The organism is Beduini sp. (genome assembly GCF_047239305.1).
GTDB lineage: Bacteria > Bacillota_I > Bacilli_A > Erysipelotrichales > Coprobacillaceae > Beduini.
Genome location: NZ_JBKTEM010000026.1, coordinates 1 through 15,888, shown reverse-complemented (window position 1 = coordinate 15,888; position 15,888 = coordinate 1). Strand labels below are relative to the sequence as shown.

Annotated in this window: 15 protein-coding genes; 11 read left to right on the top strand and 4 right to left on the bottom strand. The window is 31.7% G+C overall.

Annotated elements, in window-relative coordinates:
• Window positions 1-145 precede the first annotated feature (145 nt).
• Window positions 146-1,243, bottom strand: a complete 1,098-nt coding sequence (locus ACLRVU_RS15480) for a site-specific integrase (RefSeq protein WP_008819349.1) — start codon at window positions 1,241-1,243, stop codon at window positions 146-148.
• Window positions 1,244-1,292: 49 nt separating this feature from the next.
• On the bottom strand, window positions 1,293-1,889 hold the full coding sequence (locus ACLRVU_RS15475; protein WP_008819348.1) for a helix-turn-helix domain-containing protein: 597 nt from the start codon (window positions 1,887-1,889) through the stop codon (window positions 1,293-1,295).
• Window positions 1,890-2,080: 191 nt separating this feature from the next.
• On the opposite strand from ACLRVU_RS15475, the gene ACLRVU_RS15470 reads away from it, so the two are divergent.
• The 6 genes from ACLRVU_RS15470 to ACLRVU_RS15445 all read left to right on the top strand — a co-directional run bounded on the left by ACLRVU_RS15470 (window position 2,081) and on the right by ACLRVU_RS15445 (window position 7,417).
• Window positions 2,081-2,281, top strand: coding sequence for a hypothetical protein (locus tag ACLRVU_RS15470; protein WP_008819347.1), 201 nt, complete (start codon window positions 2,081-2,083; stop codon window positions 2,279-2,281).
• Window positions 2,272-3,450, top strand: coding sequence for an AAA family ATPase (locus ACLRVU_RS15465; protein ID WP_008819346.1), 1,179 nt, complete (start codon window positions 2,272-2,274; stop codon window positions 3,448-3,450). The genes ACLRVU_RS15470 and ACLRVU_RS15465 overlap by 10 nt, the downstream gene beginning before the upstream one ends.
• A 268-nt stretch (window positions 3,451-3,718) precedes the next feature.
• A complete protein-coding gene (locus tag ACLRVU_RS15460) occupies window positions 3,719-4,732 on the top strand; it encodes a plasmid recombination protein (RefSeq protein WP_257323328.1) in 1,014 nt (337 codons plus the stop codon).
• Between the two features lie 474 nt (window positions 4,733-5,206).
• Entirely contained in the window at window positions 5,207-5,413 is a 207-nt protein-coding gene (locus tag ACLRVU_RS15455; protein WP_008819344.1) for a helix-turn-helix domain-containing protein, read from the top strand.
• A 2-nt stretch (window positions 5,414-5,415) separates the two neighbouring features.
• Window positions 5,416-6,924: a type I restriction-modification system subunit M gene (locus tag ACLRVU_RS15450; protein WP_008819343.1), complete on the top strand. Its 1,509-nt coding sequence runs from the start codon at window positions 5,416-5,418 to the stop codon at window positions 6,922-6,924.
• Window positions 6,914-7,417, top strand: a complete 504-nt coding sequence (locus tag ACLRVU_RS15445; protein ID WP_036745172.1) for a restriction endonuclease subunit S — start codon at window positions 6,914-6,916, stop codon at window positions 7,415-7,417. The genes ACLRVU_RS15450 and ACLRVU_RS15445 overlap by 11 nt, the downstream gene beginning before the upstream one ends.
• Here the strand turns inward: ACLRVU_RS15445 and ACLRVU_RS15440 are convergent.
• Window positions 7,414-8,163 (bottom strand): restriction endonuclease subunit S, encoded by a 750-nt coding sequence (locus ACLRVU_RS15440; protein ID WP_254225374.1) that lies wholly within the window; start codon window positions 8,161-8,163, stop codon window positions 7,414-7,416. The genes ACLRVU_RS15445 and ACLRVU_RS15440 overlap by 4 nt on opposite strands.
• Window positions 8,164-8,224: 61 nt before the next feature.
• Between ACLRVU_RS15440 and xerA the strand changes: the two genes are divergently transcribed.
• Together xerA and ACLRVU_RS15430 are read left to right on the top strand one after the other, a co-directional pair.
• Window positions 8,225-9,211 (top strand): site-specific tyrosine recombinase/integron integrase, encoded by a 987-nt coding sequence (gene xerA, locus ACLRVU_RS15435; RefSeq protein WP_008819340.1) that lies wholly within the window; start codon window positions 8,225-8,227, stop codon window positions 9,209-9,211.
• 10 nt (window positions 9,212-9,221) lie between these two features.
• Window positions 9,222-9,767: a restriction endonuclease subunit S gene (locus ACLRVU_RS15430; RefSeq protein ID WP_009269226.1), complete on the top strand. Its 546-nt coding sequence runs from the start codon at window positions 9,222-9,224 to the stop codon at window positions 9,765-9,767.
• Here the strand turns inward: ACLRVU_RS15430 and ACLRVU_RS15425 are convergent.
• Entirely contained in the window at window positions 9,764-10,357 is a 594-nt protein-coding gene (locus ACLRVU_RS15425) for a restriction endonuclease subunit S (protein ID WP_008819341.1), read from the bottom strand. The genes ACLRVU_RS15430 and ACLRVU_RS15425 overlap by 4 nt on opposite strands.
• Window positions 10,358-10,481: 124 nt before the next feature.
• Between ACLRVU_RS15425 and ACLRVU_RS15420 the strand changes: the two genes are divergently transcribed.
• The 3 genes from ACLRVU_RS15420 to ACLRVU_RS15410 all read left to right on the top strand — a co-directional run bounded on the left by ACLRVU_RS15420 (window position 10,482) and on the right by ACLRVU_RS15410 (window position 15,532).
• Window positions 10,482-13,544 (top strand): type I restriction endonuclease subunit R, encoded by a 3,063-nt coding sequence (locus ACLRVU_RS15420; protein ID WP_009269225.1) that lies wholly within the window; start codon window positions 10,482-10,484, stop codon window positions 13,542-13,544.
• A gap of 171 nt (window positions 13,545-13,715) precedes the next feature.
• Window positions 13,716-14,693, top strand: a complete 978-nt coding sequence (locus ACLRVU_RS15415; protein ID WP_008819337.1) for a virulence RhuM family protein — start codon at window positions 13,716-13,718, stop codon at window positions 14,691-14,693.
• 29 nt (window positions 14,694-14,722) lie between these two features.
• The gene (locus ACLRVU_RS15410) at window positions 14,723-15,532 is read left to right on the top strand and encodes a helix-turn-helix domain-containing protein (protein ID WP_008819336.1); all 810 of its coding nucleotides are present in this window, start codon (window positions 14,723-14,725) and stop codon (window positions 15,530-15,532) included.
• Window positions 15,533-15,888 lie beyond the last annotated feature (356 nt).

The following is a 15,888-nucleotide window of genomic DNA, read 5'->3' as shown; positions in this document are numbered from 1 at the left end:
TCGTGTGTGCTATGATTTGACACCGAAACCGTGCGGAACGATTGAGTGGGAATAACAAATTAAGTGTTTTATAGTCTTAGAATATGCCTTAAATAAAGGCTTTCTAAGACTTTTTCTTTTTTAGTGGCTACAAATTGGCTACACTTTATGGATTTTTTGTAGCCAATCCATTAGAAATTAGAGAATCCAGTTGATTAGCTACTTCAATTTGTTTGTTTGGATATAGATGACTATAAGTATCCATGGTAGTCTGAACACGCTCATGACCAAGTCTTTCAGCAATTAATAGCGGTGAAAATCCTAGTTCTACAAGTAAACTGGCATGACTATGTCGTATATCATGAATTCTAATTTTCTTTACTCCAGAGTCGTCACAACCTCGTTTAATTTCTCGTTCTACAAAGTTTTTTGATATCGGAAATAAACGATGGTCATCATTAATTTCGTAAAGCCTACTCATGTAGTCTTTAAGACAATCACATAAAGCAGTAGGCATAGCAATGATACGATTACTTTTAGGTGTTTTCGGTGATGAAATAATATCCTTGCAATTTAATCTTTGATAGCTTTTATTGATTGTTAGTGTTTTCTTGTTTAAATCAATATCAGCAGGTGTTAAGGCAAGTAATTCGCCAATACGAATACCTGTATAATATAAAGTCATAAACATGGTATAACTTGTGGTCTTATGCTTCATACAATCTATAAAGGTTTGAAATTCTTCTTTCGTCCAAAACAACATTTCATCAGCGTGCTTTTTACCCATACCACCAGCTTTGTGGCAAGGATTTTCTTTTAAGCCATAATATTTAACGGCGTAATTAAAAATCGCGGTGATTTGGTTACTAACTGTTCTTAGATAAGTTTGTGAATAAGGTTGATCATTTTCACCACGATAGCTAGTAAGTTCATTTTGCCAATGTCTGACATCGGTAGGTTTAATTGCATTTAATGTCATCATACCAAAATAGGGAATAATCTTTGTATCAATCATATAGCGTTTATTAGCGATGGTTGATGGTTTTAAACGATGAGACATATCCTTCAAATAGATATTAACAAAGTCTTTGAACAACATTCCTACGCTACCATTTGATTGTTCAATAAATTCTTTTTCCCATTGTAGGGCTTCTTTTTTTGTAGAGAAGCCTCTTTTCTTTTTATGGACTTCTTTTCCAGTCCAATCTTTAATGCGGATTTGTGACATCCATTTTCCTGTTTTTGAGTCTTTAGTTACTGACATAAAAATTACCTCTTTCTTTTGATTTTCTATGTCAGACCTTAGTTTTCTCTTAATTAGAGTGATATAAGTTTTCTAAGTATGCATTTCGTTTTTCAATGCGTTCTTCTTCGCTCAATTCCTCAGGTTCGTTGCTCTCTAAACCACAAGAGGCATAATATGCAAGGGTCTGATCTTGCCATTTGCGATATGTCGCTTGGGAATGAGTATATGATTGAACTTCTTGTCTTTCATTCTCCCATTCTTCTAAGAATAGGCACATGTCTGCATTGTAATCAGCTTCTAGATCTTTTCCTTTAAAGCTAATAGAACATTCCCATTCTTCGCTTCTAGGCGGTTTCTTAACATCAATATTGAAGTTAAGATTTGATACTTTTTCTAATTCAAATAGAAAGCCTAATACATCAGCAAGACTTCTAATTGGAGCAACATCAGTATCAATACCTAGTATGTAAGATGTAGTCGTATCAAGCACTTGAGCAATTTGATTGACTACTGAGAACGAAACTTCAATTTCGCCAGTTTCATATTTTTGTACAGTACGCAATGACTTATCAAGCAGTTTTGCAAATTCTGTTTGATTTAGTCCTTTCTTTTTTCTTAGGGTTCTAATTCTTAACCCTATGGCAGAATAATCCATTTTATTCATTTTTCGTTCACCTCGTCCACATTATAACACTTCATAATATGTATTACAAGTACATATCTATATTATTTTATATTGACATCCGCACTATATATATGTATAATGAATATGTATTAATAGTGCATATAATGATAAATTATATAAAATGAATGCACATTTAATACACAAAGCGACTGAAAGGAGGTGAAAACGCTATGAAAGCTCAATTTATTACAGCAGAAGAAATTCAAGAAGTAATGAAGATTAGTCGTAGCAAGTCTTATCAAATCGTTAGAGATTTAAATAAAGAGTTAAAAGCGATGGGATATATTACGATTGCTGGAAAATGTCCAATTCAATATTTCAAACAAAAGTTTTATGGCTTAGAGATTGGTGGTGAAAAAGAATGTCATTAGAACAAGAAAAAATGACTGATCCTTTATCATTAGTTGGAGCTAATGAGGAACAGTCACCTTATAACTTAACACAAGAAATTATAACAAATGAAGAAAAGCTAGGCAATAACAACTTGGATGATATGTTAAAGCTATTAGCAGAATATGAAGCAAGCGATGAATATCAACAGTTTCTTGAAAAAAGTAAACCTGGTTATATGGAAACCTTAACCATGAATAATCTATATGAACATGTATTCACGAATAAGCCACCTATCATTGAAGGACTTTTATATCCGGGAACTTATTTGTTTGTCGGAGCACCAAAGGTAGGTAAGTCATTTATGATGGCACAGATCGCTTATCATGTTAGTACTGGCAAAGCTTTATGGAACTTTGAAGTTAAACAAGGAACGGTTTTATATCTCGCGCTTGAAGATGATTATCGAAGATTACAAAAGCGTTTATTTCAAATGTTTGGAGTAGAGGGTACTGATGAATTGTATTTTGCGACTAGTTCTAAACAATTAGGTCTAGGCTTAAATGAACAACTATTAAGATTTATGAATGAACATGAGAACACCAAATTGATTATCATTGATACTTTACAAAAAATAAGAGAATCAAGAAATGATAAATATAGTTATTCAAGTGATTATGAAATCATTACGCAATTAAAACAATTTGCTGATGAGTATGGAATCTGTTTATTGCTAGTTCATCATACTCGTAAACAACAAGCAGATGATAAGTTTGATATGATTTCAGGAACAAATGGACTTCTAGGTGCAGCTGACGGAGTATTTGTTTTACAAAAAGAAAAGCGAACTGGAAAAACGGCTACCTTAGAAGTAGCTGGAAGAGATCAACCAGAACAAATGTTACATCTTGAAAAAGATCTAGAGCATTTGGTTTGGAATCTAAAAGAGGTTGAGACAGAACTATGGTTAAGTCCACCAGATGAAATTCTTGAAGCAATCGCTAATTTAGTTAATGCTGAAAAGAATATGTGGTGTGGTAGTCCAACCGAACTTGTCGAAGTATTGAATTTGGATATGAAAGCAAATTCATTAACGAGACATTTGAATGTTAAGGCAGGAGTATTACTAAGTGAATATAATATCGCATACGAAAATAAGCCGAAACATTCAGGAAGAAGAATCACCTTGAGTTTTGTAGCTAAAACTTAAGGTGCAACGATATGCAACGATTGCGACGGTAATTTAAATAATAATGACGATATCAAAAATATCGTAACTATCGTCGCTATCGTTACATTTAGCAAACAATAGTAGTGAATAACTGCTATTTGTTTGACTATCAAGAAATACTTGAATTTCTTGATGTAGAAAGCCTCGCAGAGCCCACGACATCTTTGCAACTGTAAGGTTGAAAGTGTCATAGTGGGTTATTACACTTCGAAAAAGTGCATTCTTTAAGAAAGGAAGGATTTAAAATGTGGCAAGAAATGATGGAGTTGATCGTACATTTGCAAGAAACAGAAACTTAAAAGAAACGAATATCGCTCATACAGAAGAACATAATGAAAGAGAAATGAGTGTTTATCGAAATCCAGATATCGTCGCAGAAAGAAATTTTATGAATGTGCATTATAAAAAGCCAATCGCAAAATATGAAGAAATGTTTAAGCAATTAGAGACAGATAAAGTTATTTCAACAAGAGGATTAAAACAAGATGCTGATCATTATGGCGAACTTATCTTTGATGTGAATTCAGCTTATTTCCACAATCATGGTGGTTATGAATTTGCCAAACAGTTTTATTTAGATGCCTATCATGCAGCGATTGATATCGTAGGTGGGAAAGAATATATCTTATCGGCAGTCATGCACGCAGACGAAAGAAATCGTGCAATGTCAGAAGCACTAGGACAAGATATTTACCATTACCATCTTCATGTAGTTTATATTCCAACAGTGGAAAAAGAAATCTTATGGTCTAAGCGATGTAAAGATAAAAACTTAGTTGGAACTGTAAAAGAAGTAATTAGACAAGTAAGTTCTAGCAAGAAATGGAATTCTAAACCAGCATTAGATGAAGAAGGACAACCAATCATACAAAAGAATGGAAAACCAGTATTAAGGAAATCATATAGTGTTTTACAAGATGATTTCTTTCAAGCAATGAAAGACAAAGGATATGATGATTTAGAAAGAGGAGAGCGTGGCAGCAGTGAAGAACATTTAACTGTTACACAGTTTAAGGTTGAAAAAGAAAAAGAACGCTTAGATGAATTACAAAATCAAGTTTTAACTAATGAGAAGAAATTAAAACGAATTGAATCGGTTTCTAAAATTCAAAATCAAATTCAAGCACGCTACGAAGAAATTGATCATATGGGAAAAGAAACTTTTACTGGTAATGTTCAATTTACAAAACCTGAAGCTAAGAAATTAAAGAAACTTGCAAAACAGAGCATTGAATATAAAAGTAAAATGATTATAATATAAATAACGAATTAGAAGAAGCTAAAAAAGATATAGGTATTTGGAAAAGAAGATATGAAGAACTTAAAAAACAAACCAAAGATTTTATTGAAGCAATTAGAAAAGCACCAGAATTAGTTAAATCATTTATTCGTAAAGTTCTTCATACAGAAAAAGATGTTCCTAAACATCAGCAACATAAAAAACATGAACGAACAATATAAAAAGCAAGGTCTCAGTCAAGAAACTGAGACTTTTATCATTTATAAATACTATTTCTTTATGTTTTATGTAAAAACATTTGTAAAAGCAAAGATTATCTATCATTATGATAAAAATTAGTTTATAATTAAAAAGAAAATAAAATTAAACGATTAAAAGTTATATTCATTAAATGATTATTCAATAGAAGATATCATGTCTTAGGTATAATCGGGTAATTTGTTATTCCATAGCGGGACGAATATTACTATTATGGAATGTAGAAAGGAGCGTGCTATGAACGTTTGCTATAACAGATTGTTTAAACTATTAATCGATAAGGGATTAAAGAAAACGGAATTTGCTAAAAAAGTAGGTATTGGTCAAAATACTTTAGCTAAACTTTCAAAGAATGAATATGTATCTATGGAAGTGCTTGTAAAGATATGTAAAGGATTGAATTGCAATATCGAAGATATAGTAGAAATTGTGAAGGAGGATTAGATATGGCGAAAGAAACAAATGCAAATATTGGATTTGAAAAAGAACTGTGGGATGCGGCATGTGTGCTATGGGGACATATACCAGCTACTGATTACAGAAAAGTAATTATAGGATTGATATTTTTACGCTATGTATCAAGTGCTTTTGATAAGCGCTATAAAGAATTAGTTGAAGAAGGTTATGGTTTTGAAGAAGATAAAGATGCATATACAGAAGAAAATATTTTCTTCATTCCAGAAGTTGCAAGATGGGATTATATAGCAGTCCAGTCCCATGAACCGGAGATTGGTAAATATATTGATGAGGCAATGGAAGCAATCGAAAAGGAAAATACGACATTAAAAGGTGTATTGCCTAAAAATTATGGAACACCTGATTTAGATAAAACAGTTTTAGGAGATGTTGTAGATTTATTTACTAATAAAATTCATATGGATGGTACTGATCAAGATATGGATTTACTTGGTAGAACATATGAATATTGTATAGCTGAATTTGCGGCAAAAGAAGGAAAAGATGGAGGAGAATTCTATACACCATCTAGCATTGTAAAATTATTAGTAGAAATATTAAAACCATATGATAACTGTCGTGTGTATGACCCCTGTTGTGGTTCAGGTGGGATGTTTGTACAGTCGGCAAAATTCATTCAAGCTCATAGCGGAAATAGAGATAGTATTTCTGTTTACGGTCAAGAAGCAAACCCAGATACATGGAAAATGGCGAAGATTAACATGGCTATTAGAGGAATAGATGCTGATTTTGGTCAATATAATGCAGATACATTTACCAATGATTTACATAAGACATTAAAAGCAGATTTTATAATGGCTAATCCACCTTTTAACTGGAAAGGATTAAAAATCGATCAACTAAAAGATGATGTAAGATGGAAATATGGTACTCCTCCTGGAGGGAATGCAAACTTTGCATGGATTCAACATATGATTTATCATTTAGCACCAAAAGGGAAAATTGGTTTGGTGCTAGCTAATGGTGCTTTATCCTCACAAACAAGTGGTGAAGGCGAAATTAGAAAGAATATTATAGAAGCTGATTTAATCGAAGGTATTGTTGCTTTACCAACACAATTATTCTACAGTGTTACGATTCCAGTAACATTATGGTTTATTTCTAAAGATAAAAAACAAAAAGGAAAAACAATATTTATTGATGCTCGCAAAATGGGGCATATGGTAGATAGAACACATCGTGATTTCACAGAAGAAGATATCAATAAAATAGCAAAAACATTTGATGATTTCCAAAATGGAATTGATGTCGATGAAAAAGGTTATTGTGCTGTATGTTCTATAGAAGATATTAAAAATCAAGATTATATTTTAACTCCAGGAAGATATGTTGGTATTGAAGAGCAAGAAGATGATGGCGAACCATTTGAAGAAAAGATGGCTAGATTAACTTCTGAATTATCTGATATGTTTACAAAATCCCATGAGCTTGAAGAGGAAATTCGTAAGAAACTGGGGGCGATTGGATATGAAATGTAAGCTTGAAGATATCTGTTGTTTTCGCAAAGAAAAAGTAGAGGTAGAAAATTTAAACACTCAAAACTACATATCAACAGAGAATATGTTATCGAATAAACGTGGAATTACAGGAGCAAGTTCTTTACCTACCGTTTTATTGACACAAAAATATAAAAAAGATGATGTTTTAGTCTCTAATATTCGTCCATATTTCAAAAAAATATGGCAGGCAAAATATGATGGTGGCTGCTCTAACGATGTATTAGTTTTCGTGCCTGATTCCAATATAGACAAAGACTTCTTGTATTATGTACTTGCAGATGATGATTTTTTCACATATTCGATGGCAACATCGAAAGGAACAAAAATGCCACGAGGCGATAAAGTTTCGATAATGCAGTATGAAGTTCCGTTATTTGATTTGCATACACAAAAGAAAATTGCAAGTATTTTGAAATCATTGGATGAAAAAATTGAACTTAATAATAAGATAAACAATAATTTAGCGGCTTAAATCTCAATGTCGGAAACATCAAGTTCGCCGGACATTAGTTTTGGTAAAAGTGTGTCTCGGAGTTGTGCCAATCGTTGATTTTCAAGCTGATTATTTATTATAATTTCAAACATAGGAAGAGTTATCTCAGAAAAAGCATTATTTACTTCTTCTGAAGGTAAAACAGTTTGCGAAGCTTTAATCTCGGAAGATGATAGGTTTACTTGCACCCCGCTATTTGCTCTGCTACGCAGGTCAACAAGAAAATCTGTGCTGTTAGTAAGTAAGTAAATAAAAGGATAGGTCACTCCTTTGTATCCATTTGCTCTGAGGTGTCCAACTCGCTGATTGACAATGTACTCATTATCAAGTGGCATAACGGCTGTGTTACCTAATATTGCCACATTGTCTTTCATATCTGTCATTGCCATAAGTATATCGCCTTTTTTGAGAACGAATTTCTCTAATTTTGATGCAAGGCTCTTTGGATACCAGCTTTTTGTTCCATCAGGAATAAATCCACCGCCACGAGCAATATGTCCTTGTTTGAATACTTGATAACAGTCTGGTGACGGCTCATTTAAAAGCTCCTTACTCTTAAATGCATAGCCATTTTGAAAATCAGCAATTTTTTCGAGAGGAACAATTTCCCAGTCAGAAGGCATAGTTCCGTTGAATGGCTCGAAATCAACAAACCAAGACTTAAAAAGAGCTTGAGCTTGCTGCTCTAAATTATTGTTTACATATATAACTCTTGTGAGTGGCAAGAGTTAAGCGAAAAGAACACCACTCCATAGTTGTTCTAAACTGATGAAAAGGAGAATGACTATGAAAGAAATTGTTAAAAATGAAGTCTTACAAAATATGATTCATCAACTAAAAGATGAACAATATGAAAAGTTAAAAGAAGTATTAGATATGGTATTAGTAAATTATAAGATTGAAGAAATCAAAGATGAACTAAATGGTGAAGATAATCAACACTATGTTGAATCTTTCTTATCTTCTAAACGTTTAGAAGGTTGTTCTGAAAAAACATTACACTATTATGAATCAACTATTCAAATACTTCTCGACAAAGTACAAAAACATGTTAAACACGTTACTACTGATGATTTAAGAAAATATCTAACTGATTATCAAAATGATCATAAATCTAGCAGAGTAACTATTGATAATATAAGACGAATATTATCAAGTTTCTTTTCTTGGCTTGAGGATGAAGATTATATAGTTAAAAGTCCAGTTAGGAGAATACATAAAGTCAAATCGGCTACGACTATAAAAGAAACTTATTCTGATGAATCGTTAGAATTAATGAGAGATAATTGCAATAGCCTTAGAGATTTAGCTTTAATTGATATATTAGCTTCAACAGGAATGCGTGTTGGGGAACTTGTTTTATTAAATGTTGATGATATTAATTTCAATGAAAGAGAATGTGTTGTTTTTGGTAAAGGGGATAAAGAAAGAATAGTCTACTTTGATGCAAGAACTAAGATACATCTTCAAAACTATATAAATAGTAGGAATGATGAGAATAAAGCATTATTTGTTTCAATAAAAAAACCATATAATCGATTATCGATCGGAGCTATTGAAACGATAATAAGAAATCTTGGTAAACAACTAGATATACCAAAAGCACACCCACATAAGTTTAGAAGAACTTTAGCAACTAAAGCTATCGATAAAGGAATGCCGATAGAACAACTTCAAAAGTTATTAGGACATCAAAAGATAGATACAACTTTGCAATATGCAATGGTTAAGCAAAGTAATGTAAAGATAGCACATAAAAGGTATATAGGATAGGAGGATGGATATGGCAGAATGGATTGAATGTAAAATATCTGATATTGGCACCGTTGTAGGGGGTGCAACCCCTTCGACAAAAAAATTAGAAAATTATGATAATGGGGAAATTGCTTGGATTACTCCAAAAGATTTATCTACTTTTAGTGGCAGATATATTGTACGAGGAGAAAGAAATATTACGGAAATAGGATTAAATAGTTGTTCAACTCAAATAATGCCTAAAAATACTGTTTTATTTTCCTCGAGAGCACCAATAGGTTATGTTGCTATCGCAGCAAATGAAGTCTGTACTAATCAAGGGTTCAAAAGTGTTGTTCCAAATACGAATACAGATCCATTATTTTTATACTACTTATTGAAATACAATAAGGATAAAATAGAAAGTATGGGCAGTGGTACTACTTTTAAAGAAGTGTCTGGAAATACCATGAAAAATATAGTGGTTTCTGTTCCAAAAGATAAAAAAGTACAAGAAAAGATTGGCTCTATACTTGGTTCTATTGATGATAAAATTGAGGAAAATGTAAAGATAAACAATAATTTAGCGGCTTAGAGTTCAATGTCGGAGACATCAATCTCGCCTGACATTAGTTTGGGTAATAATGAATCACGAATTTGCTGCAAACGGCAGATTTCATCGTAATTATTACGAATAGCGGTGTCCATCGGTGCAACTATTCCTTCAAATTCATCAAGCTTTTCATCTGATGGAATAAGGATTGGCATTACATTCAATGAGTTTCGGTTGATTGATCCAAAAACAGTACCTTCTCCATTAAAAACATCTAACTGTTTTTTGAGAGAGAACATTGTATAAAGTACGAAAGATTGATGGTTGGTTTTTGAATGAATAGCAGCAAGCCCTCGACCAATGCAACAGTCTGTATGAGCAACATTAAGGTCTCCTACGGGGGCACGAACGCTCGTCAATGTGTCATTGGCACAAGCCATTCGCTTGGGTTCGGTTGTGAAAAGGCGAACAGTTGGAAATCTAAACCCAAACTCCGCACGACCCTGAAAGAAAATTGTACCAATACTTTCCTCATTGTAGCTACTTCCGCTAGGGGATTGACCCATAATTATGTCAGCAATATCACTCAAAGTGCCTTCTTTCCAATTAGAAGCAGCATTATCAATGAACATTTGCTGATATATTTCCTGAGCTTGCTGCTCTAAATTATTGTTTAGTGGTGAATGAGAGTTATAAAATGATATGTAGATTAAAAAGTTAATAGCGTATAAAAAATATTAGAAATGAGGTGAAAGTATGCCAGCACATTTTACAGAATCAAGTTATGAAGAATCAATTATAGAATTATTTGAGGGAATGGATTATAGATATGTCTATGGTCCAGAGCTTGAGCGAGATTATATGAATCCTTTATATGTAGAAGATTTTGAAGATTCAATCTATAGAATCAACAAGGGAAAAGATAGAGAAGCTATCAAGGATGCCATTTATCGAATAACCCATATTGAAAATGGATCGTTAGAAAAGAAAAATCAAGTTTTTACTAATTACTTACAAAATGGTGTTGATGTTTCATATTTCAAGGACGGAAAAGAAAAGTCGGACATTGTCTATTTAATTGATTATGAGAATGTATCAAACAATTCTTTTGTTGTTGCAAATCAATGGACTTTTATTGAACATAGTAACAAAAGACCTGATGTTATTTTATTTATCAATGGTATGCCATTAGTATTGGTTGAATTGAAATCGCCATCACGAGAAGAAACTGATGTATCTGAAGCATATACACAATTAAGAAATTATATGCTAGAAATACCATCTATGTTTATTTATAACCAAATTTGTGTTATGAGTGATCAATTAACTTCTAAAGCTGGAACGATAACTTCTGGTGAAGATCGGTATATGGAATGGAAAACAAAAGATGGTAGTTATGAAAATACTCAATTTGCTCAATTCGATACATTCTTTGAAGGAATGTTTGAGAAAGAACGATTATTAGACATTATAAAAAACTTCATTTGTTTTTCAAATGATGGGGAAAATATTATAAAAATTTTAGCAGCATATCATCAGTATTTCGCTGTTAGAAAAGCTATTACTTCTACAAAAAAAGCTACAATTTCTGATGGAAAAGGTGGTGTTTTCTGGCATACGCAAGGCAGTGGAAAATCATTATCAATGGTATTCTATGCACACTTATTACAAAAAGCTTTAGAATCACCAACTATCGTTGTTTTAACAGATAGAAATGATTTAGATGATCAATTGTTTTCACAGTTTTCTAAATGTAGGGACTTTCTAAGACAAACACCAGTTCAAGCTACAAGTAGAGATCATTTAAGAAATCTATTAAATAATATCAAGGTAAATGGAATTATTTTCACTACGATGCAGAAGTTTGAAGATTCATTTGATGTATTGTCAGATAGAAGAAATATTATAGTAATGGCTGATGAAGCTCATCGTGGCCAATATGGATTAGAAGAAAAAGTAAAGATTGTAAAAAATGAAAAAGGTGAAGATGAAGCAAAGGTTGTTAAAGGTACAGCACGTATCATTCGTAACAGTTTACCTAATGCTACTTTTATTGGTTTTACAGGCACACCAATTTCTACTAAAGATAAAAGTACTATAGAGGTATTTGGAAATTATATTGATGTTTATGATATGACTCAAGCTGTCGAAGATGGAGCAACTCGTCCTGTTTATTATGAAAGTAGAGTTATTAAGCTTCATTTAGATGAAAATATAATCAGATTGATTGATACTGAATATGATTTAATGGCTAACTCAGCTGATGAAGAAGTTATTCAAAAGAGCAAGAAAGAACTAGGAAAAATGGAAGCAATTCTTGGTGCAGATCAGACAATTGAATCTTTAGTTAATGATATTTTGTTACATTATGAAAATAATCGAGCAAATTTATTAACAGGAAAAGCATTGATTGTTGCTTATTCTAGACCTATTGCTATAAAAATATATAAAAAGATATTAGAAAAACGTCCTGATTGGACAGAAAGAGTAGCATGTGTCATGACTTCTAGTAATAAAGATCCAGAAGAATGGCATGATATTATTGGAAATAAAGCACATAAAGAAGAACTAGCTGTTAAATTCAAAGATAATGATGATCCACTTAAGATTGCAATTGTTGTTGATATGTGGCTAACAGGATTTGATGTACCTTCATTAGCAACTATGTATGTATATAAGCCTATGAATGGACACAATTTAATGCAAGCGATCGCTCGTGTAAATCGTGTTTATAAGAATAAAGAAGGTGGGCTTGTTGTTGATTATATTGGTATTGCTCAAGCTTTAAAAGAGGCAATGAATGATTATACTATCAGAGATAAGAAAAACTATGGAGATATGGATATATCTAAAGCTGCTTACACTAAATTTGAAGAGAAACTTCAAATATGTAAAGATTTATTGCATGGTTATGACTGGTATAAATTTAAGGTTGGAACAAATCTAGAAAAAGCTAAAACAATCAGTGGTGCAGTAAACTTCATGTTAGACCCAAAACGACAAGAAGATAAGGATCATTTTATTAGAGAAAGTACAGCGCTACATCAAGCAGTTCAATTATGCTCATCTATAGTTGAAGAAGAATTTCGTGTTGAAGCAGCTTTCTTTGAAGCGATACGTGTTATGCTAAATCGTTTAACGAATAAAGGTGGAAAGGGTAAAATCTCCCTTCCAGAAATGAATGAACGGATTAATGAGCTGTTAAAACAATCTATCAAAAGTGATGGGGTTATTAATTTATTTAGTGATGTAAAACAAGAATTCTCCTTGTTTGATACTGACTTTTTAAAAGAAATTGGAAAAATGAAAGAGAAAAATTTAGCTGTAGAGGTTCTTAAAAAGTTAATTGCAGATCAAATTAAGGTATATAGAAGAACCAATGTAGTTAAATCAGAGAAGTTTTCAGAAATTATTCAAACAACAATTAACTCTTATTTAAACGGAATGTTAAGTAATGAAGAAGTAATTAAAGAACTCTTAGACTTAGCTAAACAAATTAAAGGTGCTCACGAAGAAGGAAACGCACTAGGTTTAACACCAGATGAATTAGCTTTTTACGATGCTTTAACAAGACCACAAGCAATTAAAGATTTTTATGAAAATGACGAATTAATCGCTATTACTAGAGAATTGACTAAGGCATTAAGAAATAATAAAACTGTCGACTGGCAGAAAAAAGAATCTGCACGTGCGAAAATGCGAATGTTAATCAAGAAATTACTTAAAAAGCATAAATATCCACCTGAAGGAATGGAAGATGCTGTGCAAACAGTAATGATGCAGTGTGAACTGTGGACTGATAATGTTATGGAAATATAGAAACAAGAATGATTTTGCTATATTATATGGGTATTGATAAATATAAAAAGGCTATAGTTTATGAACATTATAAATAAAATTATTAGAAAATTATGTGATTGAATGATAATTAGAATTTAAAATGTTAAAATTAGACATTATCTTATTCTTTAATCAAGGAGGCTTATCAATATGGATAATAATTCAAAAATGATTATTTATACAACTGAAGATGGATTAGTTAAAATTGAAACAACTTTTAATTCTGAAACAGTATGGCTATCGTTAGATCAAATGGCATCCTTGTTTCAAAAGAATAAATCTACTATATCAAGACATATAAAAAATATTTTTGATGAAGGAGAATTAGTAAAAGATTCAGTTGTTGCAAATTTTGCAACAACTGCCAATGATGGAAAAACATATCAAGTAGATTACTATAATCTTGATGTCATTATTTCTGTTGGTTACCGTGTTAAATCAAAGCGAGGAGTTCAATTTAGAATTTGGGCAACAAATCTTATTAAGGAATATATGAAAAAAGGATTTGTGCTTGATGATGAACGATTGAAAGAGTTGGGTGGTGGCGGATACTTTAAGGAATTACTTGAAAGAATTCGTGATATCCGTGCATCTGAAAAAGTATTTTATAGACAAGTTCTTGAAATATATGCAACAAGTATCGATTATGATCCAACCGCTGAAGTATCTATTCAATTCTTTAAAAAAGTACAAAATAAAATTCACTATGCGATTCATGGTGAAACAGCTGCAGAAGTTATTTATCATAGAGCGGATGCTGAAAAAGAATTTATGGGATTAACAACCTTTTCTGGGAATCAACCAACATTAAAAGAAGCAAAGATTGCAAAGAATTACTTAAATGAAAAAGAGTTAAAAGCAATGGGTCAACTTGTATCAGGATATCTTGATTTTGCAGAAAGACAAGCAGAACGAGAACAAGTAATGACAATGGAAGATTGGGTAAAACACCTAGATAACATTCTAACAGTCACTGGAGAAGAACTATTGGTTGGTAATGGCTCAATTTCTCATACACAAGCAATGAAAAAGGCTGAAACAGAATACAAAAAGTATAAAGCAAAAACATTAAGTGATGTTGAGAGAGATTATTTAGATGCAATAAAAGAATTGGAAAATTTAAAGTAATTAATAATTCAAGTATGTGAGGTGGATGTATGAAATTTCCAAAACAATTAAAGGACATCATGTATGAATTGTTGAGAGAACCAACACTTGAAAAATTGAGAGAATTTTTGCATTCTCAAACAGGAGAACATAATTCAATTGATTTTAAAGAACAATGGATTGAAAATGCAACATTAGCAAAAGAAATATTAGCTTTATCAAATTCTCAAGGTGGAATTATAGTATTTGGCGTATCAGAAAATGATGATAAAACAATATCAATTAGCGGATTATCTGAAATTGTAGATAAAGCTATTATCTCAAACGGTATAAAAAATTATATATCTTCAAATTTAAAATATGAAATTTATGATTTTGTATATAATTCATCAGAGTATGAAGAATTGATTGGTAAGAAATTACAAATGCTAGTGGTAGAAGATACGCCTGAGTTTATTCCTTTTTTATCAAAAAGAGAAAGTGGTTCATTAAAACAAAATATGATTTATGTAAGACGAGGTACTTCTTGTGAAATTGCAAACGAAGAAGAATTACAATATATTTTTAAAAGAAGGATCAACTATTTGCATCCCCTTAATGGTGAACCATTGAATTTAGAAGAACATTTAAAACAATTAGAATTTCTTTATGGGAAAATTAAAAAAGAGCATATATATTACAAAAATGGTTTACCTGAAGGAATGATAACGATGGTAAATTCTATAGCTGATTTATTCTATAAAGGAGAAAAAATAGTTGAACCTAATCCTTTATATCCATCTGAAAGTTATGAAGAATTTATTTCTAGGATGATTGTTGCCAAAAAGAAGAAAATTGAAAGAGTGATGGATATATATTAAGTTATTTTATTTTGAACATTACTTTTGATTTCAAATTGCAATTTATATGTACTATAAGTTCATAAATTTAGAAATTGGCTACATGCAACTATTCCTTTGTTAAAAATATGCTTATAAATAGATGAGGTGAACTAATAGTGCGCGGCTACAAAATGGCTACAAAAAGTTTAAAGACGTACTGTAATGGCTAAAATATGAGTATTTTATGGACGAAATATGCATTAATAGTATGGAAAAACACGAGAAAACAAGGTCTGGAAGTCGAGTGGGAATAATACTAAAAACCTCAGAAAACCCTATTGATAAGGCTATCCAAATTTTTTAGGGGTTTTCGCCAGAAATTTGGGGGTCAACTT